The 26342-nt window shown below is 71.5% G+C and carries 21 protein-coding genes and 1 riboswitch; of the genes, 9 read left to right on the plus strand and 12 right to left on the minus strand.

Annotated features, from left to right (window positions below; genetic code table 11):
• The first annotated feature begins 285 nt into the window (after positions 1-285).
• A complete protein-coding gene (locus DTL70_RS29630) occupies positions 286-924 on the plus strand; it encodes a class I SAM-dependent methyltransferase (RefSeq protein ID WP_114025087.1) in 639 nt (212 codons plus the stop codon).
• 68 nt (positions 925-992) lie between these two features.
• Here DTL70_RS29630 and DTL70_RS29635 read toward each other — a convergent pair whose 3' ends face one another.
• The 5 genes from DTL70_RS29635 to DTL70_RS29655 all read right to left on the minus strand — a co-directional run bounded on the left by DTL70_RS29635 (position 993) and on the right by DTL70_RS29655 (position 6939).
• On the minus strand, positions 993-1655 hold the full coding sequence (locus DTL70_RS29635) for a class I SAM-dependent methyltransferase (RefSeq protein WP_114025088.1): 663 nt from the start codon (positions 1653-1655) through the stop codon (positions 993-995).
• Positions 1656-1799: 144 nt separating this feature from the next.
• Positions 1800-3632, minus strand: a complete 1833-nt coding sequence (locus DTL70_RS29640) for a glycoside hydrolase family 35 protein (RefSeq protein WP_114025089.1) — start codon at positions 3630-3632, stop codon at positions 1800-1802.
• Positions 3629-4504, minus strand: coding sequence for a carbohydrate ABC transporter permease (locus DTL70_RS29645; RefSeq protein ID WP_114025090.1), 876 nt, complete (start codon positions 4502-4504; stop codon positions 3629-3631). Before DTL70_RS29645 ends, DTL70_RS29640 begins: the two co-directional genes overlap by 4 nt.
• A complete protein-coding gene (locus DTL70_RS29650; protein WP_342776522.1) occupies positions 4501-5481 on the minus strand; it encodes a carbohydrate ABC transporter permease in 981 nt (326 codons plus the stop codon). The genes DTL70_RS29645 and DTL70_RS29650 overlap by 4 nt, the downstream gene beginning before the upstream one ends.
• Before the next feature lie 174 nt (positions 5482-5655).
• Positions 5656-6939 (minus strand): ABC transporter substrate-binding protein, encoded by a 1284-nt coding sequence (locus tag DTL70_RS29655; protein WP_114025091.1) that lies wholly within the window; start codon positions 6937-6939, stop codon positions 5656-5658.
• A gap of 231 nt (positions 6940-7170) precedes the next feature.
• On the opposite strand from DTL70_RS29655, the gene DTL70_RS29660 reads away from it, so the two are divergent.
• Together DTL70_RS29660 and DTL70_RS29665 are read left to right on the plus strand one after the other, a co-directional pair.
• Positions 7171-8235 (plus strand): LacI family DNA-binding transcriptional regulator, encoded by a 1065-nt coding sequence (locus tag DTL70_RS29660; RefSeq protein WP_114025269.1) that lies wholly within the window; start codon positions 7171-7173, stop codon positions 8233-8235.
• A gap of 209 nt (positions 8236-8444) precedes the next feature.
• Positions 8445-9314 carry an alpha/beta fold hydrolase gene (locus DTL70_RS29665; RefSeq protein ID WP_114025092.1) on the plus strand — a complete coding sequence of 290 codons (870 nt, stop codon included), beginning with the start codon at positions 8445-8447 and terminating at the stop codon, positions 9312-9314.
• On the opposite strand, the gene DTL70_RS29670 is transcribed toward DTL70_RS29665, so the two are convergent.
• From DTL70_RS29670 to DTL70_RS29685, 4 genes are read right to left on the minus strand one after another with little or no spacing between them, the layout of a single operon-like run.
• Positions 9311-10855, minus strand: a complete 1545-nt coding sequence (locus DTL70_RS29670; RefSeq protein ID WP_220183674.1) for an ABC transporter ATP-binding protein — start codon at positions 10853-10855, stop codon at positions 9311-9313. The genes DTL70_RS29665 and DTL70_RS29670 overlap by 4 nt on opposite strands.
• A gap of 23 nt (positions 10856-10878) precedes the next feature.
• Positions 10879-11730: an ABC transporter permease gene (locus DTL70_RS29675; protein ID WP_114025093.1), complete on the minus strand. Its 852-nt coding sequence runs from the start codon at positions 11728-11730 to the stop codon at positions 10879-10881.
• On the minus strand, positions 11727-12674 hold the full coding sequence (locus DTL70_RS29680) for an ABC transporter permease (protein WP_114025094.1): 948 nt from the start codon (positions 12672-12674) through the stop codon (positions 11727-11729). The genes DTL70_RS29675 and DTL70_RS29680 overlap by 4 nt, the downstream gene beginning before the upstream one ends.
• Positions 12675-12717: 43 nt before the next feature.
• Positions 12718-14265, minus strand: a complete 1548-nt coding sequence (locus tag DTL70_RS29685; protein ID WP_245980023.1) for an ABC transporter substrate-binding protein — start codon at positions 14263-14265, stop codon at positions 12718-12720.
• A 39-nt stretch (positions 14266-14304) separates the two neighbouring features.
• Positions 14305-14427, minus strand: a riboswitch (cobalamin riboswitch).
• Between the two features lie 285 nt (positions 14428-14712).
• Between DTL70_RS29685 and DTL70_RS29690 the strand changes: the two genes are divergently transcribed.
• Both DTL70_RS29690 and DTL70_RS29695 read left to right on the plus strand, forming a co-directional pair.
• Positions 14713-15567, plus strand: coding sequence for a lysozyme (locus tag DTL70_RS29690; protein ID WP_114025095.1), 855 nt, complete (start codon positions 14713-14715; stop codon positions 15565-15567).
• Positions 15568-16076: 509 nt separating this feature from the next.
• Complete coding sequence (locus DTL70_RS29695; protein WP_114025096.1) at positions 16077-17030, plus strand: NAD-dependent epimerase/dehydratase family protein; 954 nt, start codon at positions 16077-16079, stop codon at positions 17028-17030.
• A 94-nt stretch (positions 17031-17124) separates the two neighbouring features.
• Here DTL70_RS29695 and DTL70_RS29700 read toward each other — a convergent pair whose 3' ends face one another.
• Positions 17125-17772 carry a TetR/AcrR family transcriptional regulator gene (locus tag DTL70_RS29700; RefSeq protein ID WP_114025097.1) on the minus strand — a complete coding sequence of 216 codons (648 nt, stop codon included), beginning with the start codon at positions 17770-17772 and terminating at the stop codon, positions 17125-17127.
• A gap of 379 nt (positions 17773-18151) precedes the next feature.
• On the opposite strand from DTL70_RS29700, the gene DTL70_RS29705 reads away from it, so the two are divergent.
• Both DTL70_RS29705 and DTL70_RS29710 read left to right on the plus strand, forming a co-directional pair.
• Entirely contained in the window at positions 18152-19351 is a 1200-nt protein-coding gene (locus DTL70_RS29705) for a DUF2330 domain-containing protein (protein ID WP_245980110.1), read from the plus strand.
• 285 nt (positions 19352-19636) lie between these two features.
• Positions 19637-21535 (plus strand): polysaccharide lyase family 7 protein, encoded by a 1899-nt coding sequence (locus DTL70_RS29710; RefSeq protein ID WP_245980026.1) that lies wholly within the window; start codon positions 19637-19639, stop codon positions 21533-21535.
• 135 nt (positions 21536-21670) lie between these two features.
• Here the strand turns inward: DTL70_RS29710 and DTL70_RS29715 are convergent, their stop codons facing one another.
• Positions 21671-22357, minus strand: a complete 687-nt coding sequence (locus DTL70_RS29715) for a TetR/AcrR family transcriptional regulator (protein ID WP_114025098.1) — start codon at positions 22355-22357, stop codon at positions 21671-21673.
• Between the two features lie 99 nt (positions 22358-22456).
• Here DTL70_RS29715 and DTL70_RS29720 point away from each other — a divergent pair, with 99 nt between their 5' ends.
• The gene (locus DTL70_RS29720; RefSeq protein ID WP_114025099.1) at positions 22457-23248 is read left to right on the plus strand and encodes an alpha/beta fold hydrolase; all 792 of its coding nucleotides are present in this window, start codon (positions 22457-22459) and stop codon (positions 23246-23248) included.
• 233 nt (positions 23249-23481) lie between these two features.
• Positions 23482-25053 (plus strand): glycosyl hydrolase, encoded by a 1572-nt coding sequence (locus DTL70_RS29725; protein WP_245980028.1) that lies wholly within the window; start codon positions 23482-23484, stop codon positions 25051-25053.
• A 202-nt stretch (positions 25054-25255) separates the two neighbouring features.
• Here the strand turns inward: DTL70_RS29725 and DTL70_RS29730 are convergent, their stop codons facing one another.
• Entirely contained in the window at positions 25256-26299 is a 1044-nt protein-coding gene (locus tag DTL70_RS29730; RefSeq protein ID WP_114025101.1) for an NAD(P)-dependent alcohol dehydrogenase, read from the minus strand.
• Positions 26300-26342: the final 43 nt, after the last annotated feature.

Below are 26342 nucleotides of genomic sequence, written 5' to 3' on the forward strand. Positions count from 1 at the left end.
GGCGCAAGGTCGGCCGTGGTCAGAAGCTGCGGTCGCGCCTGTCGAAGGGCTACTACGGCGATTCCGGGCAGATTCCCAAGCCCACGCAGGAGGAGTACCGCGAGATCGAGAGCAGCCACGGCCACCACTGACCGGGCCTGTCTCTTGTCCGTGCCCCCGCTCGTCCGTCCCACGCCCGAAGGTGCGTTTGCCGGACCGGCAACGGTGTTTGACCGGTCTGCGTCCGTCTGGCGACTCTGGGTTCAGGTGCCGCCGGTACCACGCAGTCATCCCGAAGGAGCCCCGATGTCTACACCGCAGCCTCAGGCCCCGGCGCAGTTCTGGGAAGAACGCTACCGCTCCAGCGAACGCCTCTGGAGCGGTGATCCGAACCCGCTGCTCGTCCGTGAGGTCGACGCTCTGGAACCGGGCACTGCCCTGGACCTCGGCTGTGGCGAGGGGAGTGACGTGCTGTGGCTGGCCTCGCGCGGTTGGCGGGCGACCGGCGTGGACATCTCCTCCACGGCGCTGGAGCGGGCGGCCGCGCACGCCGCGGAGGCCGGTCTCGCCGAGCGGACGGCGTTCGAGCAGCACGAACTCGGACTCAGCTTTCCCGAGGGCGGGTTCGACCTGGTCAGCGCGCAGTTCCTCCAGTCACCTGTCGCGCTCGACCAGGACGGCGTGCTCGCACGGGCCGCCGAAGCGGTGGCACCAGGAGGCACCCTGCTCATCGTCATGCACGCCGGCTGGCCGTCCTGGATGGAGGAGGACGAGTACCCGTTCGACGCGGTTTTCCCGACGCTCCAAGGCGTGCTCGACGGACTTGCTCTGCCGCCCACCTGGCGCGTGGAGACGCGGGAGACCGTGGAGCGGTCCTTGACCTCGCCCGACGGCAGGACCGGCACGCGGGGAGACCACGTGTGGCGTTGGACCCGTACCGCCTGAGCCGGCCTGCTGTACCGGGAGCGCGGTCCCGCCCCCGCGGCAGGAGACCGCGTCCGCCCTGGAGGAGGTCAGGCCGGGCCGGGGGCCACGGGCGCGTCGTAGACCAGGGTGTACCGCCAGAACAGGCGGCGGCGTATCCGGGCGCCGGGCAGCTCCCGTGCGGCGGCGGCCCGGATCTCCTCCAAGGTCTCCAGCGGTTCGCGGGTCGGCGCCGTCATGTGCGGGGGCGGCGCCGCGGCCCGGGCCGGGTGTTTGACCAGTGCCACGACGGGGTTCGCGAGCGCGGCCGGCAGAGCGGTGAGCAGGTCGATGGGCCCGGCCTCCCGGTAGCAGCCGACGACCACGAGGCGCCCGCCGGGGGACAGGCAGCCACGCAGCTCCCGCAGTGTCGGCGCCAGCGGAAGATGGTGCAGTACGGCGACGAGGGTGACGGCGTCCCAGCGCTGCCGGATGTCGCGCCCCGCGAAGTCGGCTTCGACGATGTCGACCGAGGGGTCGTCGGCGAAGCGTTCCGCCGCGATGCGGGCGGTGTCCCGGTCGGGTTCGAGGCCGGTCACGGTGGCGGCGCGCCGGCGCAGCAGCGCGGCGAGGTTCCCCGTGCCGCAGCCGACGTCGAGGATGTGCCGGGCACCGGCAGCGGCCACCTGGCGGGCGACCCACGGTCCGTAATGGTCGTTGTGGCTCCAGGGGTGCCTTCGGTGGAACCGGTCGAGACGAGACGGTGACGCCATGGCGCCACGGTAGCCGGGCGCCTGCCCGAGGGACCCGGTGCCTGGCCGAGGGGCCCGGCACCCGCCTTGACGGGCGCCCGGCGTCGGCGCGCCCGTCACGGCGCCGCGCCCGGGGGAGTGGCCGGTGCGCGCGGCGTCCGCCCGTCACTCGAACGTCTCGACGTACTGCTCTGCCGGTCCCAGCTCTGGCCGGTCGACGAGGGCGAGGTGCCCACCGAACCGTTCGAGTTCCAAGACGGTGAGGGTGTTGGCACCGGCGCGGAGGAGGGGCCCGGGCACGTAGAGCGTGCGTTGGGGCCCCACCTCCCAGTAGCGTCCGAGCAGTGTGCCGTTGACCCAGACGAACCCCTTGGCGAAGCCGGGCAGGGCGAGGAAGGTGTCGGCGGGTTCGACGAGTTCGAGGTGTGCGTGGGCGAAACCGGCCGTACCACCTGGCGCGGCGGCCGAGGCGGCGTGGGCGGTCTCCTGGGACGTCCACGCGTCCAGCGGGAGCCGGTGCATGGACCACCCGTGCACGAGTCGGCGTTCCACCCGGACTCCGCCGAGGATGCCCTTGCCCTGGCCCAGGAGCGGCCCGTAGTTGATCCGTCCCTGGTTCTCCACCAGCAGCTCCAGCCTGGTGCGCTCTCCCGTGCCTTCCACGGTGAAGGAGGCCGTCTCGCGGTCGAGTACGGCCGCGGGTACGCCGTCGAGGAAGATCTGGGCGCGGTCGTGCAGCCCCGTCACGGTCACCTCCTGCCGGCCCGGGGGCACCAGGGGATGCGCCGTGTAGAGCACCAGGCCCGCGGACTGCCCCAGTTCCTCGAAGCTGAGCGGTGACGGCGCGTGTACCGGATCGGTGGTCGCACGCAACGCCTCCAGCAGGGCGGCCTGCCGGGACACCGGCAGTGTCCGGGGCGCCAGCAGGGGCGGGTCGGCGGGCAGCGGCCGCTGTGGTGCCGCGGCACCGAGCGCGGTGGCGAGCGTCGCGCGCAGCGCGTGGAACTTGGGGGTGAGCGCGCCGTGTTCGGCAATCGGCGCGTCCGAGTCGTAACTGGTGACGGTCGGCTGGAAGGTCTCCCCGTCGTGGTTGGCGCCCGCCCACAGGCCGAAGTTGCTGCCGCCGTGTGCCATGTACAGGCTGATCGAGCCGTCGGCGTCGAGGAGTTCGCGCACGGTGCCCGCAGCGCTGTCGGCGGAGCGCACATGGTGTTTCTCGCCCCAGTGGTCGAACCAGCCGTTCCAGAACTCCGCGCAGAAGAAGGGCTCGCCCTGGCGGCGCGTGTGCAGCAGTGCGGCGGCGTCGGCGGGCCGCGAGCCGAACGTGGCTGCCGTCAGCTCGCCGGGCAGCGTGCCGCCGTCCAGCATCAGCGGTGTGGGTCCGTCGGCGGTGTAGAGGAGTTCGGTGATGCCGCGGTCGACGAGGGCGTCGCGGACCCAGCGCAGGTAGCGGTGGTCGTCGCCGTAACTTCCGTACTCGTTCTCGATCTGCACGGCGACGACGGGGCCGCCGCGGGCGGCCTGCAACGCGGCCACCTTCGGGATGAGTGCGTCGAACCAGCGGCCGACAGCGTCCAGGAACGGCGGATGGCTCGTGCGCGGCCGCATGCCGGGGGTGCCGGTGAGCCAGGCCGGCAGCCCGCCGTTGTCCCACTCGGCGCAGATGTACGGTCCCGGCCTCACGATCACGTCCAGACCGGCCCGCTGAGCCAGCTGGACGAAGCGCGGCAGGTCGCGCCACCCGTCGAAGCGGATGTCCTCGGGGTGGCGCTCGTGGAAGTTCCATGGGACGTAGGTGTCCACCGTGTTGAGCCCGAGGGCCGCCAGCCGGTCCAGGCGGTCCGCCCAGTGGTCGGGGTGGACGCGGAAGTAGTGCAGCGAGCCGGACAGCACCCGGTGGGGCCGGCCGCCGCGCAGGAACCGGCCGTCGGCGTGCGTCAGGGTGGCCGCCGCTCGCCCGGCGGACGAGGCGGCGGGTCCGGTGGTCGGTGGGGTCACTTGAGAGCTCCGGCGGTCATGCCCGCGCGCCAGAACCGCTGGAGCGCGAGGAAAGCGATCACGAGGGGGATGACGGACACCAGCGACCCGATGACCACCAGCGGTGGAGGCACCGCGACATGGCTGGCGTTCCAGCCGACCAGGCCGACGGTGACCGGCTGCAGCCTGTCGTCGCCGAGCACCATCGAGGGCAGCAGGTAGTTGTTCCAGATCTCCACGAGCTGGAACAGGAAGATCGTCACCAGCGCGGGCAGCATCATCCGCAGACCGATGCTGCGGAAGATCCGGAACTCGCCCGCGCCGTCGAGCCGTCCGGACTCCAAAACCTCGTCCGGCACCGTCTGGGCGGCGAACACGCGCGCCAGGTAGACACCGAACGGGCTGACCACGCTCGGAAGCAGTACCGCGAGCGGGTTGTCGATCAGGTGGACCCCGGAGAACATCAGGTACAGCGGCAGCGTGAAGAGCACCTTGGGCACCAGCACGGCCGCCAGGATGGTCCCGAAGAGGGCACCGCGCCCGGGGAAGTCGTACTTGGCGAGCGCGTAGCCGGTCAGTGCCGACAGCGCCGTGCCGACCAGCGCACCGACTCCGCAGTACAGCACGCTGTTGAGCATCCAGCGCCAGAAGATGCCGCCGTCCTGGCTGCTGAGCCGCGCGATGTTGTCGAACAGGCCGAAGCCGTCGAACCACAGTCCCGTACCGGAGAACTGCTCGCCGAACGGTTTGCTCGCCGACACGACGAGCCACCACAGCGGAAACAGGAAGTACAGGGCGGACAGGCCGAGCAGGCCCAAGACGGCGCCCCGGCTGAGAGGGGCGGTCTCCCGCCGTGGTCGCAGCGCGACCCGCTTCCCTGACACCGTGCTCATGCCTGGCCCTTTCGCTCGGTCAGCTTGAAGAACGCGAAGGACACCACGCCCACCGCCACCGCGAGCAGCACGGACTGGGCCGCCGCGTAGTGGTGGTTGCCCGCTGCCACGGCGCTCTGCGCGGACATGATGGGGGTGAAGGTGGAGGAGATGGACCCCCCGGAGACGGGCTGCAGCACCGTCGGCTCGTTGAACAGCTGGGCCGAGCCGATGATGGAGAACACGGTGGTGAGGACCAGCGCCCCGCGCACGGCCGGGATCTTGATGCTCCAGGCGATCCGGATGGCCGAGGCGCCGTCCATCCGTGCGGCTTCCAGCACCTCGGAGGGGATCGACTGGAGGGCGGAGTAGATGATGATGGCGTTGTAGCCGGCCCAACTCCAGGTGACGATGTTGGCCACGGACCACAGGGCCAGGTCCTCGTCGAAGAAGGGGACGGCCGCGCCGAGAGGCTCCAGCAGCCGGTTGATCGGGCTCGACTGCGAGGAGTACATGAACGACCAGACGAGCGCGGCGCTCACGCCGGGGATGGCGTACGGGAGGAAGCTGGAGAGCCGGAAGAAGCCCCTGCCCCGCGCGGACTTGGCGTCGAACAGCAGGGCCAGCAGCAGCGCGATACCCAGCATCACGGGCACCTGGACCACGCCGAACAGCGCGACCCGGACGAGCGAGGAGGTGAACGCGTCGTCCTGGAGCGCCTGGGTGTAGTTACTGAGCGGGTCGAACCTCGCGGTGGGCGCGGTGAGTCCGAGCCCGGTGCGGTGCAGGGCGAACAGGCTGCTGACGGCCGCGTAGGCGATGGGCGCCAGGTACATGCCGGCGAACAGCACGATGAACGGCGCGCAGAACAGCAGCGGTCTCAGCCGGCGCGCGCGGGGAGTCGTGCGGGTGCTCGGGCGGCGGCTGCGGCCCGGCGGCGAGGTGCCGTCGGTGCCCCGGTGGGCGCTGGCCCGTACCGGATCGGCGAGGTGGGTCACGGTCTGTCTTCCTTACCTGGAAGCTGCGAGGTGGGCGTCGGGAGCGCGGCGGGCGGGTGGGACTGGTGCCGCGGAGGGCGTCGCGTCCGGGGGAGCCGCGCGGCACACGCGCACGGGGCGGAAGCGAGGCCGGGCGCGCCGGGACGCGGGCCCGGCATGAGGCGCCGAGAGGTCCTAGTCCGAGACCGACAGGCCCTGTTTCTTCATCTCCGTGCGGGTCTTGTCCTGCGCGGTGCGCAGCGCGCCGGCGATGCTTCCCTTGCCCACCCACGCCTTGCCGAGGCCGTCGTTGAGGTCGGTCGACGTCTTGGTCATCAGCGGGCCCCACGTCCAGTCCGGGTCGACGTGCGGGGACGCGTCGGCGAACACCTCGTAGATGTTCTGACCGCCGAAGTAGGGGTCGGGCTTCAGCTGCGGCAGGTCGAGCAGGTCGGTGGCGGCCGGATACAGCGCGGCCTTGTCGACGAGGCCGCCGAACGCCTTCTTGTCGGTGCTCATCCAGTGTGCGAACTCCCAGGCGGCCTCGGGGTCGTCGCAGCCCTTGAGGACGGCGGTGGCGGACCCGCCCGAGTTGCCGACCCGCTTCTCGCCCTCCTTCCACTGCGGCATCGGCGCCACGGCCCAGTCGCCGGACGCCTTCTTCACCCCGCCCTTGATGGTCCCGGCCTGCCACACGGCGCCGACGACCGTGGCGATGTCACCGTTGCCGAGCCCGGTGTACCAGGCCTGGTCGTACATCGGCGCGCTGCTGATCAGGCCGTCGTCCGTGAGTGACTGCCAGTAGTCCGCGACCTTCTTGTTCGCCGCCGAGTCCATGGTCGTCTGCCAGGAGTCGTGCGCGGTCCCGAACCACTTGGCGCCCGCCTGCCAGGCGAGCCCCGCGTAGTCGTAGTCCATGTAGGGCGAGGAGATGTGGCGCTCCGGGTCCGAGGCGTGGATCCGCTTCGCCGCGGTCCTGTACTCCGCCCAGGTCTTCGGGGGCTTGAGGCCGAGCGAGTCGAAGACCTTCTTGTTGTAGAACAGCGCCATGGGTCCCGTGTCGACGGGGGCACCGTAGACGTTGCCCGCCAGGGTCACCGACTGCCAGGCGGCGTCCACGTAATCGCCTTTGTCCGGGGAGGCGTACTCGGCGACGTTCTCCAACGCGCCCTGCGTCGCGAAGCTGGGTATCGTCTCGTACCCGACCTGGGCCAGGCAGGGCGCGTTGCCGGCCTTCACGGCGTTGAGCATCTTCTGGTAGCCGCCCTTGGCGCCGGGCTGCACCGACTGGTAGTCGACGTCGATGTCCGGGTGGCCGGCGTTGAACGCCTTGACAGCGTCCGCGTAACCAGGAGCCCAGCCCCAGAATGTTATCGATGCCTTCCCGGAGGCCGAACCGGACCCGGCGCACCCGGAGACGGTGAGGGCCAGAGCGAGAGCTCCCGCCAGTCCGGCACATCGGGCAGTGGACCGCTTCACAGCTCCTCCTGGATGCCATGACAGGGCGGAGGAAGGGCCCCCGCAGGTCGACGATCAGCACGAGACGCCGGCTGGAGCCCTCGGGGCTGCCGACCGCTGATGGCCGAAACTATGGCAGACGATGTTAGCGATGCCAAGGGTCGTTTCCCGGGCTGCGCGGAGCGCTGTACGATTCCGGCTGACAGGCCGTGTTGGCGGTATCACCACGTGGAGTGCTTCGAAGCGGGGACCATGACGAAGCAGGACGACGGCGGGAAGCGGCCGCCGAGCATGACGGACGTGGCCCGGGCCGCGGGGGTCTCCGCGCAGACGGTGTCGCGCGTGCTCTCCGACCATCCCAACGTGCAGGCCACGACGCGCGCCAAGGTGATGGCAGCGGTCGCACAGCTCGACTACCGCCGCAACAACGCCGCTCGCATGCTCTCCTCGGGCCGCAGCCGCACGCTCGGCGTGGTCACCCTGCGGACCAGCTTCTACACGCGGGCAGCGGTCACCTCGGGCATCGAGCGCGCGGCCCAGGAAGCGGGGTACGCGGTCAGCACCGCGACCACCGCCTCGCTCGACACCTCCGCCATCGAGGCCGCCCTCTCCCGGCTCACCGACCAGGGCGTCGAGGGAATCATCCTGGCGGTGCCGCTGATCCACAGCAGCCCGCGGCTCGAACAACTCACCCGGGCCACACCCACTCTCACCATCGACGGTTCACGCACCGACGCCACCGAGGTCGTGGCCGTCGACCAATCCCTCGCGGCGCGCCTGGCCACCCGGCACCTGCTGGACCTGGGCCACGAGACGGTCTGGCACATCGCGGGTCCGGAGGAGTGGCTGGAGGCCGCCAGCCGCCGGGACGGGTGGCGTGCGACGCTCGAAGCGGCGGGACGCGCGGCGCCACCGCCGCTGGAGGGCGACTGGTCACCCGCGTCCGGGCACCGCAACGGCCTCGTACTGGGACGGATCCGCGACGTCACCGCGGTCTTCGTGGCCAGCGACGAGATGGCGTTCGGGGTCGTGCGGGCGCTGCACGAGCTGGGCAGGCGCGTCCCCGACGACGTCTCGGTGGTCGGCGTCGACGACATCGAACTGGCGGCGTACTGCTCGCCTCCGCTGACCACCGTCGCCCAGCCGTTCGCGCAGATGGGGGAGCTGGCCGTCGCGCACCTGCTGCGGTACATCACCGCGCCTGAGGCCGTGCCCGCGCCCGCGCTGGTCGAACCGCGCTTGGTCGTACGCGCGAGCACCGCGCCTGCCCGCGGCCCGGGCGTGCGCGACGCCGACAGCCCGGGGCGGCACGGTTAGACGAGGGTGGCGCCGCCGTTCTACCCGGCGCTCGTCCGCCCGGCGAGCGCGGCGACCTGCGGAGGCAGGACGACTCCGCGCACCTGGACCGTACGTGGCCGATACGGCTAGGGTCGGCCGTGAACGCAGAGCTCGGACGTGAACGATCACGCGCCGTGGGCCAATGACCTCCCGGAAGTCGAGGTTCCTCGGCCTGGGGAGGGTGGCCTGTGTCAGCGGTGCACGTGACCGTGTGGGACGACCGCGACGGGGGACAGGGTGCGGCCCACTCGAACGCGGCGCCTGCCCTCTTCGTCCACAACATCTTCGCCTGGGGCAGCGACTCCGCCTACGGGTTCGCCGGGCAGCGGCCCCTCGCCGACAGCCGGCGGCTGCTCCTGATGGACCGCCGGGGCTACGGCGACAGCCCGGACACCGCCCGCAGCGACTTCGACGTAGACGCCGAGGACGTCGTGGAGATTCTCGACGACGGCGGGAACGGCGGGACCCACCTCGTGGGGCACGGGAACGGTGCCGTCGTCGCACTCCTCGCCGCCGCACGCCGACCCGGACTCGTCCGCTCTCTCGCCCTCCTCCAGCCCTCGGCCTTCACGGCCGCCGCCGACCGTCCCGCCGTCGCCGGCCTCCTCGCGCGCGTGCGCGACGGCGCCCCCGGCGTCCCGGAGGACATCACGCCGCAGCAGTATCTGCGGGCGTCCACCGAGGGGTTGGGGATGCCCGCCCCCGACCCGACGCCGCGCCGGCTCCGTGCCGTTGCCACCGCCATGCGGGAGCGGCCCGTATGGGAGGCGGAGATCCCGCTGGCGCCGATCCGGGATGCGGCCCTGCCGGTTCTGGTGGTCTGCGGCACCTGGGAGCAGGCACCTGCGGCGTACCGCGAGCACGTGGGGCTCCCTCTGATGGCCGTGGCGGAGTCCCTCACCGACTCCCTCGGGGGCCGTCTCCTGCGGGTGCCCGGGTACTACCCCCACACCCAGGAGCCCGCCGCCGTCAACGCCGCCCTGCGGGAGTTCTGGGGTGAGGGTCGCCTGAGACCGTGCTCGTCGCAGCCACTCGTCGAGGTCCGCGACGCGTCCTAACCGGAGGTCAGCAGGCGTCCGGAGTCGACATGGAGCACGGTCTCGGCCCATTCCCGCGCGATCCCGGTGTCGTGGGTGATCAGCAGCACCGCTCCGCCGGCCCGGCTCACCTCGTCGAGCGCCGCCAGCACCAGGCGGGCCGCCTCGCTGTCCAGCGCGGAGGTCACCTCGTCGCAGACCAGCAGCCTGGGGCGGGCCAGCAGCCCGCGGATCAGCGCCGAGCGCTGGAGTTGTCCGCCGGAGAGGGCTGCGGGGCGGCGGGAGAGCAACTCGTCCTCCAGACCCAGCCCCCTGGCCAGGACGCGTGCCTCCGCTTCGGCCTCCGCGCGTGGCAGCCCGCGCAGGAAGCGCCCGGTGTCGGCCAGTTGACCCGACACCGGGCGGAACTCGTCGAAGGAGGCCCGGCTGTCCTGGTGCACATACTGCACGATCCGACGCTGCTGCGTGTCGCGCCCGGGCAGGTCCGCGGGCAGCACGCGCCCGTCCACGACGATCCGCCCCGAAGAGGCGGGTGCCAGCCCCGCCAGCGCCCGGCCGAAGGTCGTCTTGCCCGATCCGGACGGGCCGACGAGCGCGGTCCGGCTGCCAGGCGGAAACGCCATGCTGACCCCTTCGAGCACGGGGGCCGCGCGGTGCCGCCCGGCACGTACGGTCACCTCCTGTGCGGACACGCCCTCTGAGGCGCGTGCGCTGCCAGCGCGACCGCGCCGCCGGCCTGAGGGCGGAGCCGGTGCGAGAGCGTCGGCGGGGGTGACGATCCGGCCGCGCTCCAGCACGGCGGTGGTGTCGGCGAGTTCGTCCACCAGCCGCAGATCGTGGGTGAGCAGCAGCAGGGCCGTGCCGCCTTCCTTGATGCCCCGCAGCCGTTCGGTGAGGGCCGTCGCCGTGTCCTGGTCCAGGCCGCTGGTCGGCTCGTCCAGTACCAGCAGCCGCGGTCGGGTGATCAGCGCGGTGGCCAGCGCGGCACGTTGTTGCTGGCCCCCGGACAGTTGGTGCGGAAACCGGCGCAACATCCTCGCGCCCTCCGGTATCGCGGCGGCTCGCAGCGCCTCGTGCACCCCCGCCTCGCGCGCGGAACGGCGCAGCCGCCCGCGTGCGGAGCCGCTGCCGGCATAGCGGGCGAGCTCGCGGAGTGTGCTGCCGATGCGGCGCACCGGATCGAGAACGCTCGCCGGGTCCTGCGGCAGGTGTGCGACCAGGCCCGCCCTGGCGGCCCGCCGCTGGGCCGCGGAGGCGCCGACCAGTTCGGCTCCGCCCAGCAGCACCCGGCCGCCCAAGGCGATGCCGGGCCGCTCGAAGCCGAGCGCGGCCAGCCCCAGGGTGGTCTTCCCGCTGCCGGAGGGACCGGTCACGGCCAGCGCCCGGCCGGCGGCGAGAACGAAGCTCACCCCGTCCAGCAGCGTGGCACCGTCGCGCGAGCGCGCCGACAGCGAGCGCAACCTCAGCAGTTCCCCGGCGTCCGCGCCCACGCTCGTACGGGCGTCCGCGTCCACGCTCGTACGGGCGTCCGCGTCCACGCTCGTACGGGCATCTGCCCCCACGCCGGCGCCGGACCCCGAGCCGGTCACCGCGACCGCCCCTCGTGCCGCGCGAGGAAGCGGTCCGCCGTCAGGTTCGCGCCGACGCACAGCACCATCAGCAGCCCTGCCGGTATGAGGACCGCCGCGGGCTGGAGGAAGAGCGCGTCCGTGTTGCGCTCGATGACCACGGCCCAGTCCGGGGAGTCCGCGGGAAGCCCCAGGCCGAGGAAGTTGGCGGAGGCGAGCAGGTAGAGCACCAGCCCGAACCGGCTTCCTGCGTCCGTGACCAGCGGGCCTCTCACGCTCCTGGCCACATAGCCGCACTGGACGCGCCATTCGGGCACGCCCTGGAGCCGCAGCGCCTCCACGGCCGTGCGGCAGCCCGGCGCCAGCGCGGTGGCGCGCACCAGCCGCGCCACCGCGGGCACCTGCACGAGAGCGGCGGCGGCCACGAGCGTGCCGGCCCCGCGGTGCCCCGTCGCTGCCAGAGTCATCAACAGCAGCAGTGAGGGAAAGGCCAGCAGCAGGTCGAGCCCGCGCATCACGGTCTCGTCCATCCACCGCCGGCCGTGCGCGGCCAGCAGCCCCGACGGCACCCCGGCCGCGTACGCCAGTACCAGCGTGGCGGCTGTCATGCCGAGCACCGAGAGCCCGCCCCGCGACACCAGAGCGAGAACGTCCCGGCCCAGCACGTCGGTGCCCAGGAGGTGCCCGGGCCCCGGCGGTGCCGACGGCGCGCCGCCGGGCGCGGCCGAGAGGGGCAGCAAGGGACCGGCCAGGGCCACGAGGACCGGGAAGGCAGGCAGCAGGACCGCTCCCGCACTCGCCGCGCCGGCCCAGGGGCGCCGCCGGCGAGGGGCGCCGCGGCACCGACGCCGGCGCACCGAGGTGGTCATGCGCGTCCTTCCCGCACCGGGACCAGCCGGTGCACAGCGAGGTCGGCCAGCAGGTTCACCGCGACCGCTGTCAGTGCGAACACCAGCGCGTAGCACTGCACGGCGGGCAGGTCGCGGTTCTGCACCGCCTCGACGAACCCTGTGCCCAGGCCGCTGACCGCGAACAGGGACTCCACGACGACCGCGCCGCCCAGCAACCCGTCGACGCAGCGGGCCAGTTGCTGGACGGCGGGCGCGAGCGCGTTCGGCACGACGTGCCGGACCACGATCCGGTGCTCGTCAAGCCCGAGCAGGCGCAGGTGGGAGGCCATCGGGCCGTCCTTGCGCTCGGCCACTCCGATGCGCACCTGCCGTGCCAGGTCGCACAACTGCCGGGACACCAGGACGCCCACAGGCAGCACCAGCACCTGGGGCGTGCCCGGCAGCTGGGCCCCCGTGGTGCCGGCGGCCGTGGCAGGCAGCAGCCCCAGGCCCAGGGAGAGCCAGGCGACCAGGAGCAGGCCGAGGACGAACTCGGGAACGGCGTGCAGCAGCACCGTCGCCCCGTTGAGCGCCCGGTCGATCCAGGACCCCTCCCGAAGACCACTCGCCACCCCCAGCAGCAGCGCCAGCGGCACGACGACGGCGAGCGCGCAGCCGGCCAGCAGCGCGGTCGTCCCCAGGCGCGCCGTGACCTCGTGCGTGACCGGGAGGCCGGTGACCAGCGAGCGTCCGAAGTCGCCTTGGAGCACGGCGTGGAGCCAGGAGCCGAAGCGGCTCACCACCGGCTGGTCGAGGCCGAGCCGGGCGCGGACCAGCGCGGCCTGCTCCTCGGTGCCCTGCTCACCGATCAGCACGTCGGCGGTGTCCCCGGGCAGCAGCGATGTCAGCGCGAAGACCGCGACGAGCACGGCGAAGCACTGACCTGCCGCGACGGCGACACGGCTCAGCGCGTAGCGGAACACGGTACGGATCCCGTCGCGGTCGTGCGGTCCACAGCGAGCCTCTTCAGCCGATCCTGACGGTGTCGAACCGCGCCCAGTCGCAGGAGTTCGGGGGCGCCTCGCGCAGCCCCCGCACCTCTGCGGCCAGCCCGACGATCCAGTCGCTGAACCCCCACACGAGCTGGCCCGAGGCGTCCCGGGCCAGACGCTGCGCACGGGCCAGCAGCTCCAACCTGACCTTCTCGTCCCGGGTGCCTGCGGCCTGGGCGATCAGCCGGTCGAACCTGGCGGAGTGGTAGCCGGTGAGGTTGTTGGGGGCGTCCGTCAGCAGGCGGGTGCGCAGATGGGTGGGGACCGGGAGCGTCGCGGTACGGCTGTGCGCGGCGACGCCCTTCGTCTTGATCTGGCCGAAGTAGGTCGTCGCGGCGCGTACGTTCGGCTCCACCACCAGGCCGATCTCCTTGAGCTGGCCGGCGATCAGCGAGGAGGCGTTCTGCCAGCTCGCGTCGGCGGGGCCGGTCTCCAGCCGGACGCGCAGCCCCTCCGCCCCAGCGGCCTTGACGAGGGCGCGTGCCCTGTCGACGTCGCGCTCGCGGGGCGGCAGGTCCTGCGGGTAACCGCGCAGTCCCCTGCCGAAGAGATCGTTGCCCACGGTGCCGCGCCCTGACAACGCCACCTTCACCAGGGCCTCGCGGTCGAGACCGAGGGTGAAGGCCTCGACCAGGCGAGCGTCGGAGAACGGCTCGCGGCTCAACCGCAGCAGCAGGGCCTGCATGGTGCTGAGCTTCGTCTGGAGCAGCGTGACGCTGTCCTTGCCGTCGAGCCGTCCGGCCGAGGCAGCGGACAGGTCGTGCGCGTAGTGCACCTGTCCCGACAGCAGCGCGTTCACCCGTGCGCGCTCCTCGCTCACGGGCACGAACTCCAGTTCCTCGATGTGCGGCCCGCCCGACCAGTGGCCGTCCCACGCCCGGAACACGGCCGAGCCGCCCGGGGCGAACGAGCCGTACCGGAAAGGACCGGAACCCACCGGCTGCGCGAAGTTCTTCGTGCCCCGCGGGACGATTTCGGTACCGGGCGCGGCCAGCGCACTGGCGAACTCGAAGTCCGGCTCCTTCAGCACCAGTGTCAGCTCGCGGCCCTTGGCCCGGCTCGCCGCGAAGTCGACGGCCGAGAAGAGCTGCGCCGACTGGGCGCCCACCGCGGGATCGGCGATACGCCGGTAGTTCCACAGCACGTCGGCGGCGGTCACCGGTGACCCGTCGTGGAACTCGGCCCCGCGCAGCCGCACCGTCCATCGCGTGCCGGAACGGTCGCTGTCCCAGGACTCGGCCAGCCGGGCCTGGACGGACATGTCGTCCTTGTACGTCAGCACGCTGTCGTACAGCGCCTTGGCGCGGGCCTGGTCGACGAAGAGGGGCGTCTTGTGCGGGTCGAGCGTCTCCTGGGAACCGCCCGCGCTGAACGCCGCGCGAAGCCGCGAGCCGCCTGCCCCGCCCGGCGCGCCGCCGGAGCCGCCGCACGCGCCGAGTGCCGCGGTCGCCGTGAGAGCGCCCGCTCCCGCGAGTATGCGGCGCCGGGGGACGGCACCCTGCATCGATACGCTGTCGAACATGACGCGTGAGCCTCTCCTGGGGTGTCCACGCCCCGGGTCGAAGGAAGCGGCGACGCGCCAGTTGTCTGGCTCCCGGCTCTGGAGTGGCCCCAGAGCCGGTCACAGTGGCGGGACCGCGCCGGATTCGCACCGGCTTCCCTGACCGCGTCACCCAATGGTGTGTGTATGTACTACCACGGCGCCGTTCCCGGGCCACCGGCGGCCGGTTCGCCGCGGACCGGGCGGGACCGGTGAGGGATGTGCACAGGTTGGACCAACGGCATTGACAGCACGCTCTTCTCACAGGTAGCGACGCTGCCTATATTTTGACGTGCTCGCGCCAACCGTGCCGCACGGTCGGCGTTCGGCTCGTGGCGCCGTCCCGGCGGACCGTCGACCGGTCCCGCCTGTCACTCCGTCCGGGACACCGACACCAGTACACCCCCCACCGAGCACTTGGAGACAGGCATGTCCAACGACAGACTCCGCGACACCTCCGCCGCCCCCTCCTCCCGCGGCAAGCGCGCCCTCGTCGCGACCGCGCTCTCCCTCGCCCTCTCCGCGCTGTCCGTCGGCGCGGCCGGCGCCGCGCAGGCCACCGACCGGCCCGGCGAACTCCAGCCGGGCGAGGCCTACATGGGCGCGGGCATCGCCGTACACAAGGGCTGGAAGCAGGACGGCAACCCGGGCCTCGACGCCTCCGTCGAAGGCGTCGACGTCAGCGGACACCAGGGCAACGTCGACTGGCAGGCGCTCTGGGGCAGCGGCGTGCGGTTCGCCTACGTCAAGGCCACCGAGGGTACGGGCTACAAGAGCGACTTCTTCACGCAGCAGTACAACGGGTCCTACGACGTCGGCATGACCCGCGGCGCCTACCACTTCGCGCTCCCGGACAACTCCAGCGGCGCCGACCAGGCCAACTTCTTCGCCGACCACGGCGGGGGCTGGAGCAAGGACGGCAAGACCCTCCCCGGAGTCCTCGACATCGAGTACAACCCGTACGGCGCGACCTGCTACGGGCTCAGCCAAGGCGCCATGGTCAACTGGATCAAGGACTTCACCGCCACCTACAAGAGCCGGACGGGCCGGGACGCCGTCATCTACACCACCACCGACTGGTGGACCCAGTGCACCGGCAACAACGCCGGATTCGGCGAGACCAATCCGCTGTGGGTCGCGCGGTACGCCGACGGTCCTGGCGCGCTCCCCGCCGGCTGGGGCTTCCACACGTTCTGGCAGTACACCTCGACCGGTCCCACCGTGGGCGACCACGACAGCTTCAACGGTTCGGCCGAGCAGCTGACCGCACTCGCCAACGGGTAGGACCTGCCGACCGCGTCACGCCCGTGCGCAACGGGCGTGACGCGCCGCGCCCACGCTGAAACCGCCGAATCGGCGGTGCGCCCCTCGACTTCGCTCTCGGGGGGCTTCGCTCTGCCCTCCGCGCCCGCCCCCGCGTCTCCGCCACGCGCCCCGCCGCCCCGCGGGCATGTCTGCCCGGCTCGGTTTGCGGGCTTCTCGGTCACCGTCTCCCGGCGCCGATCGAAGCAGACCCCTCACGGCTGTCGCCGTCCGCCGAGGTCGGGCCACTCACCTCTGCACCCGCCTTCTCCGGCTTCTCGTGACGCGCTTTCCGAGGCGCTCCCTTGCCGTGCGCAGCATCGCTGCCGTGTGCAGTGCCGCGCCGCGCAAGCCGCGATCCCCGGGGCGCGCAGTCCCCTTCTAGAAGCTCACCCATGCGTGACAGATAATCGCGTGCGTTATAATCTCTAACAAGCCAGTGAGCCGGACAACCGAGTCCGGGGGGAGCTGGCGGGAAGGGTGTACAAAAAATGAGCGCTACCGAAAACGACCTGCATGTTGTCCTCGGCGCCGGGCCGGCCGGCACCACGCTCGCCGCGGAGCTGGCCTCGCGTGGCCACCGGGTCCACCTCGTCGACCGCTCCGGCACCGGCCCCGTCCTCGACGGCGTGACCCGTGTGCGCGGCGATGTCGGCACCGTCGAGGGAGCCAGGGCCGCCCTCAAGGGTGCCGCGGTGGTCTACCACTGCGTCAACGTCGCCTACCACCTGCAGGTCGACATGATGCCGGGCATCCAGGACGCGGTCCTCGGCGCCGTCGAAGCCGAGAGGGCCCGACTGGTCGTCCTGGACACCCTCTACCCGTACGGCGAGACCCACGGTGAGGTGATGACCGAGGACACCCCGTGGCGGGCTACCACCAAGAAGGGGAGGATGCGGGCCGAGCTGGACGAGAAGTACCTGGCCGCGCACCAGCAGGGCCGCGCCGCTGTGGTGCTGGGCCGCTCGGCCGACTTCGTCGGGCCCGGCGTGCTCAACTCGACGCTGGGCGGTGCCGTCTTCCCCGGTGCCCTGACCGGTGGCGAGGTGGCGGCTCTGGGCGACATCGACCTGCCGCACAGCTACACCGACATCCGCAACGTCGCCGCGGGGCTTGCCACTTTGGGTGAGAACCCGCACGGTGACGGCCGCGTCTGGCACCTGCCCACCGCGCCCGCTCGCACCACGCGTCAAATCTTCGAGACCATCGAGGCGAAGCTCGGACGGCCCCTGCGTCTCACTGTGCTGCGCGAGCCGAGCCCGTTCGGTCCCTTCGACCGGACGTTCATGGACTCTTACGCCGAGCTGTTCTACCAGCACACCGAGCCCCAGGTCATGGACTCCAGCGCCATGCAGAACGCCTTCGGGGTCGAGCCGCTCGCGTTGGACGCCACTGTCGAGGACACCCTCGGCTGGTACCGCGCCTTCCTCGCCGACGGGAAGTGAGGTCTCGACGACGGAAAGTGGCGCCTCGTCCAGAGAAAGTGACGTCTCGCGGGCTCCGGGCGGGCGGGAGGTGCCCCCAGAGTCCGCGAGACGGTCAGTGGTCCAGCAGGGCGTCCAACTCGGCCGCGAAGAGCGAGGCGGGGTCGAAGCCCATCCCGGCGAAGTGGCCGGCGACTTCCAGGGACAGAACGCCGTGCAGCCGGGTCCAGAGGGTCAGTGCGCGGTGGAGGACGGCGGACGGTGCGGGGTTGTCGGCGGCCCACTCCCGGTGGCTGTCGAGGTGGGTGCCGAACGGCGTCACGGGGGCCTCGGGGGTGAGGGCCGCGAAGGCGTCGATCAGGACCGTCATGATCTGGGACGCGACGGTGGTGACGTCGTCGGGGGCGCGGTAGCCGGGGACGGGTGTGCCGAAGACGAGAAGGTACCGGTGCGGGTCCTCCAGAGCCCAGCGGCGCCATGCGTGCGCCAGCGCGGCCACGTCGGCGCCGGCCTCGGAGGCCGCGCGGATGGTGTCGGCGAGGCTTTGGTACGCGTCCCTGACGAGTTCGGTGATCAGTTCGTCGCGGCCGGCGTAGTACCGGTAGAGCGCCGGTCCGCTCATGCCCAGCTGCTTGGCGATCGCGTTGAGGGAGAGGGCGGAGGCTCCGGCCGTGGCGATCTGCTCCCACGCGCGCTCTTTGATCTCTCCGCGAACCTGTGCGCGGTACCGCTCGCGGGGGCTCTTCGTTCCCGTTTCCGACATCGCGTGCACCTCTCCGCGCTTTCTTCCGCGCTCCTGCGGTCTCAGCAGCGACAATCAGTTACAAGTTATCACGAAGGCTATGGCCCCTTCGGGGGTCCGGGTGCGCGTCATGGCGTCGCCCTTACCCGTGACCTGTCCGGATGTGTCCCCCTCGGGCGGCCACGCCACGGGGCCGGAGAAGGTGGTGCGGAACCGCCAGGTGAGCCTCGACGTCATGGCAGGGACATGGTCGGTCAGCGGTGTGCGGCGCTGACCGGCGGCGGGCCGGACGCACGCACGTGAGGGAGTCGCCACGGTGGGCGCGGTCAAGGTCGGCGGGAGCGGTGGCGGACGTACCGCGCGGGGCGGGGCGTACGCGGTGGGGCGGGGGAGGGGCGCGTTGCGGGCACTGGCCCTCGTGCTGGCACTGCTGGGAGCCCAGACCGTGGCCCTCGCATGGCCCGCGTACGCCTGCGGCTGCGGTGCGATGGTGCCGGCGAACCAGTCCCGTATCGGCGTGAACCAGGAGACGTCGGCGGTGCGCTGGGACGGGCGCACCGAGCAGATCGTCATGCGCCTGACCGTCCACGGTGACGCCGAAGAGGCTGCCTGGATCATGCCGGTACCCCACCGCGCCTCGGTGGAGCTGGGGGAGAGCCGGCTGTTCGACGAACTCGCCGCGCTCACCGCGCCACGGCCCGAGGAGCGGCCCTACTTCTGGCCCCGCTCAGGGGACTGGCCCTTCGAGGACACCGACGGAGCTGCGGCGCCTCCCGGTGCGGCGGCCCAGGGCCCCGGCGTCGACGTGGTGGGACGCGAGCGGCTGGGGCCCTTCGACGTGGCCCGGCTCGCGGCCGATGACCCCGGCGCGCTGCGCGACTGGCTGCGCGGCAACGGCTTCCGCCTCCCGCCCCGGGTGGCCGACGAACTGGCGCCTTACGTCGAGCGGAACTGGGAGTACGTCGCCGTACGACTGGCACCGAGCAAGCAGCAGGATGCCCCCGGCGCTGCGGGCAGTGGCGGGACCGCCGACGGTGGGGGTGCTGCCGGTGAGGAGGGTGCTGCCGGCGACGGTGGCGCGCAGGACACGGGGGGCGACGTTCTCTCGGGCGCCCTGCAGCCCCTGCACCTCACCTTCTCCTCCGACCGGCTCGTCTACCCGATGCGTCTTTCACGAGCCGCCCGGGAGCCGCAGAGCCTGGGCCTGTACGTCCTGGCTCCGCACCGGATGGAACCCCGCGACTCGATCGGCGGACGTACCCCCGAGGTCACCTTCGCGGACCGGCTGGAGGCGGCCGACCAGCCCGAACTGGTGCGGGAACTGGCGGACGGCGACGTGCACCTCACCGCGCTCCGGCAGAACTTCCCCGAACCGGAGAAGATCACCGGGGACCACGTGCTGCGTCGCGCCGCCTCCGACAGGCCCTTCCACCGCACCTATGACCAGGACGTCCTGCTGCGCTGGGGCGGCGTCCCCGCCTGGATGGTGACGGTGGGCGGCGCACTGCTGCTCGTCCTGGTGCTCGTCACAGCCCTGCTCGTGCGCCGCGGACGCCGACGGAACGCGCCTCCCCGGTATCCGGTGGTGCCCGGGGCGTAACGGCTGCCGTCCGACGCCGTGCACCGGCTCCGTGGCCACGAGGAGTTGTTCATCGTGGCCCGGACGCGTGCTGAACAATTCCGGGGCTGCTGTAGTCGCCGCACCGACCGACGGCCGGTGCCCGGACGCCCCACCGCTTCCGCTGCACGGTCGAGGCCGGACGCCGAGCCGCCCGGCAGCACGCCGGAGGGGCCGGACCACGGAGCGAAACCGTAAGAGGAGGATCCACCTGTGAGGCACATCGTTCTGTCTCGGTTCTTACTCGGGAGACGGAGGCGGAGGCCGTTGGCGTTCGCCGTCCTCGCCCCGGTGATGGCGGTGCTGGCGTTGCTGCTCGTGCCGGCCACGGCGCACGCCGCCGACGTCCCGATCACCCCCGCGGCCGGTGCCGTCACGGCGGGCACCCACGACGGGAACGAGCCCGGGAACGTCGTGGACGACGACTACACCACCCGTTGGTCGGGTGAAGGCGACGGTGCCTGGCTGCAACTGGACCTCGGCTCGACGAAGACCGTCACCCACATCAAGCTCGCGGTGTACAAGGGCACCACCCGGCAGAACCTCTTCCAGCTCCAGTACTGGAACGGATCGAGCTGGGTCACCGTTCACGACGGCAGGACCAGCGGTACGACCGCCGGCCTGGAGTCGTTCGCGTTCGACCCCGTTCGCACCTCGAAGGTCCGCTATGTCGGCCACGGCTACAGCGGTGAGGGCGAGGGAGACTGGAACAGCCTCACCGAGGTCGAGGTCTGGGGCGCCCCCGGCGATGACGACGGCGGCGACGACGGCGGCGGGGCCAAGCTCCCGTCCGACGTCCTCGATCTGAGCGACTGGAAGGTGACGCTCCCCATCGGTGACGAGGAGGAACCCACCGAAATCTTCCAGCCCGAGCTCGACGGCTACTCCCACGACCCCTTCTTCCTCGTGCCCGAGCCCGGGGACGCCGTGCGGTTCCGCGCACCCGTCAACGGCGTCACCACGGGCGGCTCCAGCAACCCGCGCTCCGAACTGCGGGAGATGGAGAGCGGGGGCGGGGACGAGACCGAGTGGCCCTCGACCTCCGGTACGCACACCATGACCGTGCGGGAGGCCTTCACCCACCTGCCCGAGGACAAGCCCGAGGTCGTCGGCGCCCAGATCCACGGCGGTGACGACGACGTCACCGCGCTGCGCCTGGAGGGTGAGAAGCTCTGGATCACCAAGGGGGACACGACCAACCACCACCTGATCACCGACCACTACGAACTCGGCACGGTCTTCGAGATCAAGTACCTGGTGAGCGACGGAGAGATCAAGGTCTACTTCAACGGTGAGCTGGAGACCACGCTCGACCACTCCGACTCGACCAACTACTTCAAGACCGGCGCCTACACCCAGGCCAACTGCGGCAACTCCTCTCCGTGCAGCGACGAGAACTACGGCGAGGTCAAGATCTACGGGCTCGACGTCACACACGGCGACGACCAGGGATCGGACTCGACTCAGGCCGCCGACCGCCACGACTGGGGCACGCCGCTGCCGGTCTCGGACGAGTTCGACTACATCGGTGCGGTCGACCCCGACAAGTGGGCGACGCCCTCCGGGGACGTCGGCGGTACGGAAGGGTGCTGGGAGGGGCACAGCGGAAACGGCCGCCGGTGCGCGAAGAACAGCACTGTGGCGGACGGCATGCTCACCATGCGAGGTGAGGAGAACGGCGACACGGGGTGGCTCCGCCAGAAGCGCGACGCCCAGTACGGCCGGTGGGAGATCCGGTCCCGCTCGAAGAACATCGGCTCCAGCGGCGACCTCTACCACGCACTGCACCTGATCTGGCCCACCGAGGGCAACCGCCTCGAGAACGGAGAGTACGACTGGGTCGAGTACTCGGACCCGGACGCACAGTGCCTCACGGCGTTCCTGCACTATCCGCAGAGCCCTTCCGACAAGAAGGAACACCGCGAGGCCTGCCCGGTGGACATGAACGAGTGGCACAACTTCGCGTTCGAGTGGACTCCGGAAGCGCTGGTCGGCTACGTCGACGGGAAGGAGTGGTTCCGCCTCGCGGACGGCGCGGATTCCGACCGGGGAGACATCCAGTCGATGCCCTCGGGACACCTCAACATCCAACTCGACAACTTCACGGGCGACAGCGGCCTGAGGCCCGCGGTCTTCGAGGTGGACTGGGTCCGGGTCTACGAGTGACGGACGCACCGGGTGCCCGAGGAACGCGGTGCACCCGGTGCCCCGCCCCGCAGCGGCCGGCGAACATCGCCCACGCACCGCCGGGTGGCTCTCCGTTACGGCCGGACCCGGCCGGTGGGTATGGAGAGGCGTACGTCAGGCCGGTGAGGGCGGCGGTGTCGGCTCCGACGGGCGTGGCGGCACCGGCCACGCCGCCATCGCCGAGTCGGCCACGCGCTCCAGCGTTTCCCGCCCCGCTCCGTCCCACGCTTGCTGGTTCATCCCCTGAATGACCGCCGCGTAGAAGGCCGCGAGACCCTCGGCGTCGGTGTCGGCGGGGAGCCGACCCGCGTCGATGTCGGCGCGGATACAGGCGGCGATCGACACCTTGGTCTCCTCGCGCATGGCGCGCAGCATGGCCTTCACATCCTGCGAGTCGGGGGTGCAGTTGGTCGCCCCGGTGATGATGAAGCAGCCCGGCGGATGGGTCGGGTCGGTGTAGTCCGCGGCAAGGCCCCGGAGCATCCGGGCGAGGGCCGTGCGGGCGTCGGGGCCCTGCGGCGGGCCTGCCGCGTAGGCGCGTACGTACAACCGGACGGCCTCGTCGAACAGCTGCCGCTTGCCGCCGAAGGCGGCGTACAGGCTCGGCGGGTTGATGCCCATCGCCTTGGTGAGCGACGCGATCGAGGTGGTGTCGTAGCCGTGCGTCCAGAACTCCTCCAGCGCGGTGGCCAGGGCTCTGTCGCGGTCGAAGGCGCGCCGGGCCCGTCCGGTCGCGGGCTGCGCGGGTTTCTTACCGGTGCTCGCGTTGCTGCTCGCGTCGGTGTTCGCTTCGGTGCTCACAGAGGAAGCCTACCGCCTCTATAGCGGTCGCTAAAGCTGTCTGCTACCGTCTCGGACGTCACAGCTTTAGCGATCGATACAGCCACAAGGGAGTCGTCCGTGACCGAGACCGCCACCTCCACGCCCCCCGTCTTCGTCCGCACCACGCGCGGCTCAGGTCCTGGCCTCCTGCTCGCCCACGGCGCGGGCGGCGGCATCGAAGCCAACTACGGGCCGATCATGGGCGGGCTGGCCGCGGAGCACACCGTCGTCGGAGTCGACTACCCGGGGGCAGGTGAGACCCCGAAGTCCCACGCCCCCCTGGACACGGACGAGTTGGTGGACGGCTTGGTCGCGGCGGCCGATGCCGAAGGGCTCGGCAGATTCGCGGTCAGCGGATACTCGCTCGGCGGGCCTGTCGCCATCCGCCTCGCCGCACGCCATCCCGAGCGGGTCAGCGCACTGGTGCTCAGCGCGACGTTCGCCCATGCCGACACCCGCACGGACCTGGCCGCCTCCCTCTGGCATCGGCTCCACGAGTCCGGTCGGCGCGACCTGCTGGCCGACTACCTCAACCTGATGACTCTCGGCGAGAGCGCACTGAACGCCCTCACCCCTGCCCAGGCCCGGGCGGCCGCGGAACAACTCGCGCCCACCATCCCGTCCGGCACCGGAGACCACGTCGACCTGGTCCGCCGGATCGACGTACGCGCGGACCTCGCCGCGACAGCGGCACCGACGCTCGTGATCGTCACCGCGGCCGACCCGCTCATCTCCCCGGCCCTCCAACGGGAACTCGCCGCCGCCCTCCCCACCGCCGAGACCGCTGAAATCCCCACCGGACACCTGCCGTTCGCCGAACGCCCCCAGGAGTGGCTGAACCTCATCAGAGACTTCCTCGCACGGAACTGAGAAGCCTCGATGGAGCCGGCCAGTCGGCCAGCCGGCCGCCGGCAATTGGTCGCCTCGCCGCGTCACCGGACCTGAGCCGGTGCAGCTGTGAGCCGACGGCGTCCCGGGTGAACCGTCCGCCGCGCGCATCCGTCGTGCGTGAGCAGACAAAACTGACCCGAGAGGCGTGTTCTGTGCGCGAGAGACCACTTTCATCACTTCGATCATTCCGGCCACTTCTGTTCGCTCTTCTCTTGGTTGTCGCCGCCGTCTCGGCCGTGGCCTCGGGAGGGTTCACGGGAGGGAGTTCCGACAACGCGAAGGACCACGTCACCGAGGCCGCGGCCGCCGGCGACGGCGAGCACACGGTCACCCTGCGAAACCAGACGGGGAGTCGCGTGTGGGTCGGCGCCACGGTCAACGCGGACGGATCGACTCCGCTCACCGACCTGCCCGTCCTGGACCCGGGGAAGTCGGCCACCATCACCGTTCCCGAGCGCTCGGACGCGGGCCACTGGCGTGGCAAGTTCTTCGCCCGTCAGGGGTGCGGCGGGGAGTCGGGCAGCACGTTCCACTGCGCTGTAGGTGACTGCGGGCCGTACGCCGACCGCTGCACCACGGGTGAACAGCCCGTCAGCCTGGCGGAGTTCAACTTCGACCCCGCCGACGCGGCGGCGCCCTGGTACAACGTCAGCTACGTCAACGCCGTCTCGGCAGCCGTCACGATCACTCCCGACGGAGCGACCCCGCCCGAGAACGGCGGGCAGTGTGCCTCGGTGGGCTGCCCCGTCGATCTGCTGTCCCACTGCCCGCCCGAGAACCTGACCAAGGACAAGGCGGGCAAGCCGCTGGTGTGCGTCAACCCGAACCGGGACGCGAAGACGGCCTACAGCGAAGCGCTCACCAAGCAGTGCCCGACGGCGTACGCGTGGTCCAAGCACGACGCCGAGCAGGGCAACCAGGTCGTGCGCCAGTGCAGCGAGTGCAAGGGCATGACCGTCACCTTCCACGGCACCGGCGGCTCCGACAAGCCGGGCACCGAGCCCGGGAACAACCCCGGGCACGGCGACGAGCCCGGTTCCGGCGACCATCCCGCGGCGGGACACGCCAGGGGCGTGGCGCTCAACCCCGTCGACGGTGCCGCCCAGGCGCTGGACGACTCGGGCGCGTCCTGGTTCCACAACTGGACCTCTTCGAGTGCCGGAGTCGCCAAGCCGAAGGGCGTCGAGTACGTCCCGACGATCTGGGGCGCGGGCTCGGTCACCGACGCCGAGTTGGACAAGGCGAAGAAGGAGGGCAAGAACCTTCTGACCTTCAACGAGCCCGACCTGCCCCAGCAGGCCGACATGACACCCGAGCAGGCCCTCGACCTGTGGCCCCGCCTGGAGAAGACCGGCCTGAACCTGGGCGCCCCTGCGGTCGCAGTCGACGCCGACAAGCCCGGCAGCTGGCTGGACCGCTTCATGAAGGGCGCCCAGGAGCGCGGCCTGCGCGTGGACTTCATCCCGGTGCACTGGTACGGCTCCGACTTCGGCCCTGACGCCTCCAAGCAGCTGGCCGGCTACTTGAAGCGCGTCCACGAGCGGTACAACAAGCCCGTCTGGCTGACCGAGTACGCACTCATCGACTTCACCAAGGACACCCCCCGCTACCCGAGCCAGGAAGAGCAGAACGCCTTCATCACCTCCTCGACGAAGATGCTGGAGGGGCTGGACTTCGTGCAGCGCTACGCGTGGTTCGCCCTCTCGACCCAGACCAGCCCGACCGGTCTCTACGACGGCGCCAACGCGAAGGGAGGCGCGAAGATCTACCGCGACGCCGGCTGAGCGACCGCGCCGGCGGGGCGCGCTCGCGCGCTGATCCGGCGTGCTGACGCGGTGAACAACGGCACGCGGGACCGGGTCCCGCGTGCCGCCTCCGGCCTCCCGTCTCCGGCCTCCCGCTTCTCGGTAGATCCGTAACGAGACGGGCGCACTGCACGGAGGGCCCCGTGCGCATGTCGGAAGGGTGTGTGCCGCGTACGGACGTTCACTCCAGGTCGGACATGTCGAGTACGAAGCGGTAGCGGACATCGTTGTGGCGGAGGCGGTCGAGGGCTTCGTTCACCCGTGCCGACGGGAGCAGTTCGATGTCGGCGGTGATGCCGTTGGCGGCGCAGAAGTCCAGCATGGCCGCGGTCGCGGGGCGGCCCCCCGAGCCTGCTGAGGTGAGTTTCTTGCGCCCGATGAGCAGGTCGAGGGTCTCCACCGTGACGGGTCCGAGATGCCCGAGGTGGCTGAGCGTGCCGTCCAGGGCGACCAGGCGCAGATACGGGCTCAGGTCGTGTGGCGCGGAGATGGTGTCGATGACGACGTCGAACCCGTCCCTGGCCCCGGCCATGTCCTGCGGGTCGGTGGACACCAGCAGTCCGTGGGCGCCGAGGCGACGCGCGTCGTCGGCCTTGTCGGGCGAGCGGCTGATGACCGACGTCGTGGCGCCGAGTGCCAGGGCCATCTTGACCGCGAGATGCCCCAGGCCGCCCAGACCCGCCACGCCGACGCGGCTTCCGGGGCCCACGCCCAGGGCGTGCAGGGGTTCCCAGACGGTGACTCCGGCGCACAGCAGCGGAGCGGCCGCGGCGGGGTCGAGGCCCGCGGGGAGGGGGTGCGCGAAGCTGTCGCGTACGACGTACTCCCGGGAGTACCCGCCCAGAGTGGTGGACCCGTCGTGCCGGTCGGTTCCACCGTAGGTGAGGGTCGGGAAGGCGTGGCAGAAGTTCTCCTGACCGGCCCGGCACATGGGGCACTCGCCGCACGCGTCGACGATGTTGCCGACCGCGACCCGGTCGCCGCTGGACAAGCGGGTGACCGCCGGGCCGGTCTCGGTCACCACGCCGGTGAACTCGTGCCCGGGCACCAGCGGACGCCCGGCCGCGTCGTCGTGGTCACGCAGAGCGTGCAGGTCGGTGTGGCAGACGCCGCAGTAGTCGATCCGCACGGCGACGTCGTCGGGGCGCAGTGCGCGACGCTCCAGTGAGGCGCGCCGCAGTGTCGCCGGGCTGCCCGCCGCCCGCCATCCGCTCGTTGTCCGCACAGTGCCTCCCATGTAAACAGACTGTTCGGTCTGTTTGTGATCC

Source organism: Streptomyces diacarni (assembly GCF_003323715.1).
In the GTDB taxonomy this organism is placed as follows: domain Bacteria; phylum Actinomycetota; class Actinomycetes; order Streptomycetales; family Streptomycetaceae; genus Streptomyces; species Streptomyces diacarni.

Excerpts from the sequence above, each read along its gene's own strand:
- DTL70_RS29630 (WP_114025087.1), top strand. The coding sequence starts at position 286 with ATGTCTACACCGCAGCCTCAGGCCCCGGCGCAGTTCTGGGAAGAACGC.
- DTL70_RS29635 (WP_114025088.1), bottom strand. The coding sequence starts at position 1,655 with ATGGCGTCACCGTCTCGTCTCGACCGGTTCCACCGAAGGCACCCCTGG.
- DTL70_RS29645 (WP_114025090.1), bottom strand. The coding sequence starts at position 4,504 with ATGAGCACGGTGTCAGGGAAGCGGGTCGCGCTGCGACCACGGCGGGAG.
- DTL70_RS29660 (WP_114025269.1), top strand. The coding sequence starts at position 7,171 with ATGACGAAGCAGGACGACGGCGGGAAGCGGCCGCCGAGCATGACGGAC.
- DTL70_RS29675 (WP_114025093.1), bottom strand. The coding sequence starts at position 11,730 with ATGACCACCTCGGTGCGCCGGCGTCGGTGCCGCGGCGCCCCTCGCCGG.
- DTL70_RS29685 (WP_245980023.1), bottom strand. The coding sequence starts at position 14,265 with ATGTTCGACAGCGTATCGATGCAGGGTGCCGTCCCCCGGCGCCGCATA.
- DTL70_RS29690 (WP_114025095.1), top strand. The coding sequence starts at position 14,713 with ATGTCCAACGACAGACTCCGCGACACCTCCGCCGCCCCCTCCTCCCGC.
- DTL70_RS29695 (WP_114025096.1), top strand. The coding sequence starts at position 16,077 with ATGAGCGCTACCGAAAACGACCTGCATGTTGTCCTCGGCGCCGGGCCG.
- DTL70_RS29700 (WP_114025097.1), bottom strand. The coding sequence starts at position 17,772 with ATGTCGGAAACGGGAACGAAGAGCCCCCGCGAGCGGTACCGCGCACAG.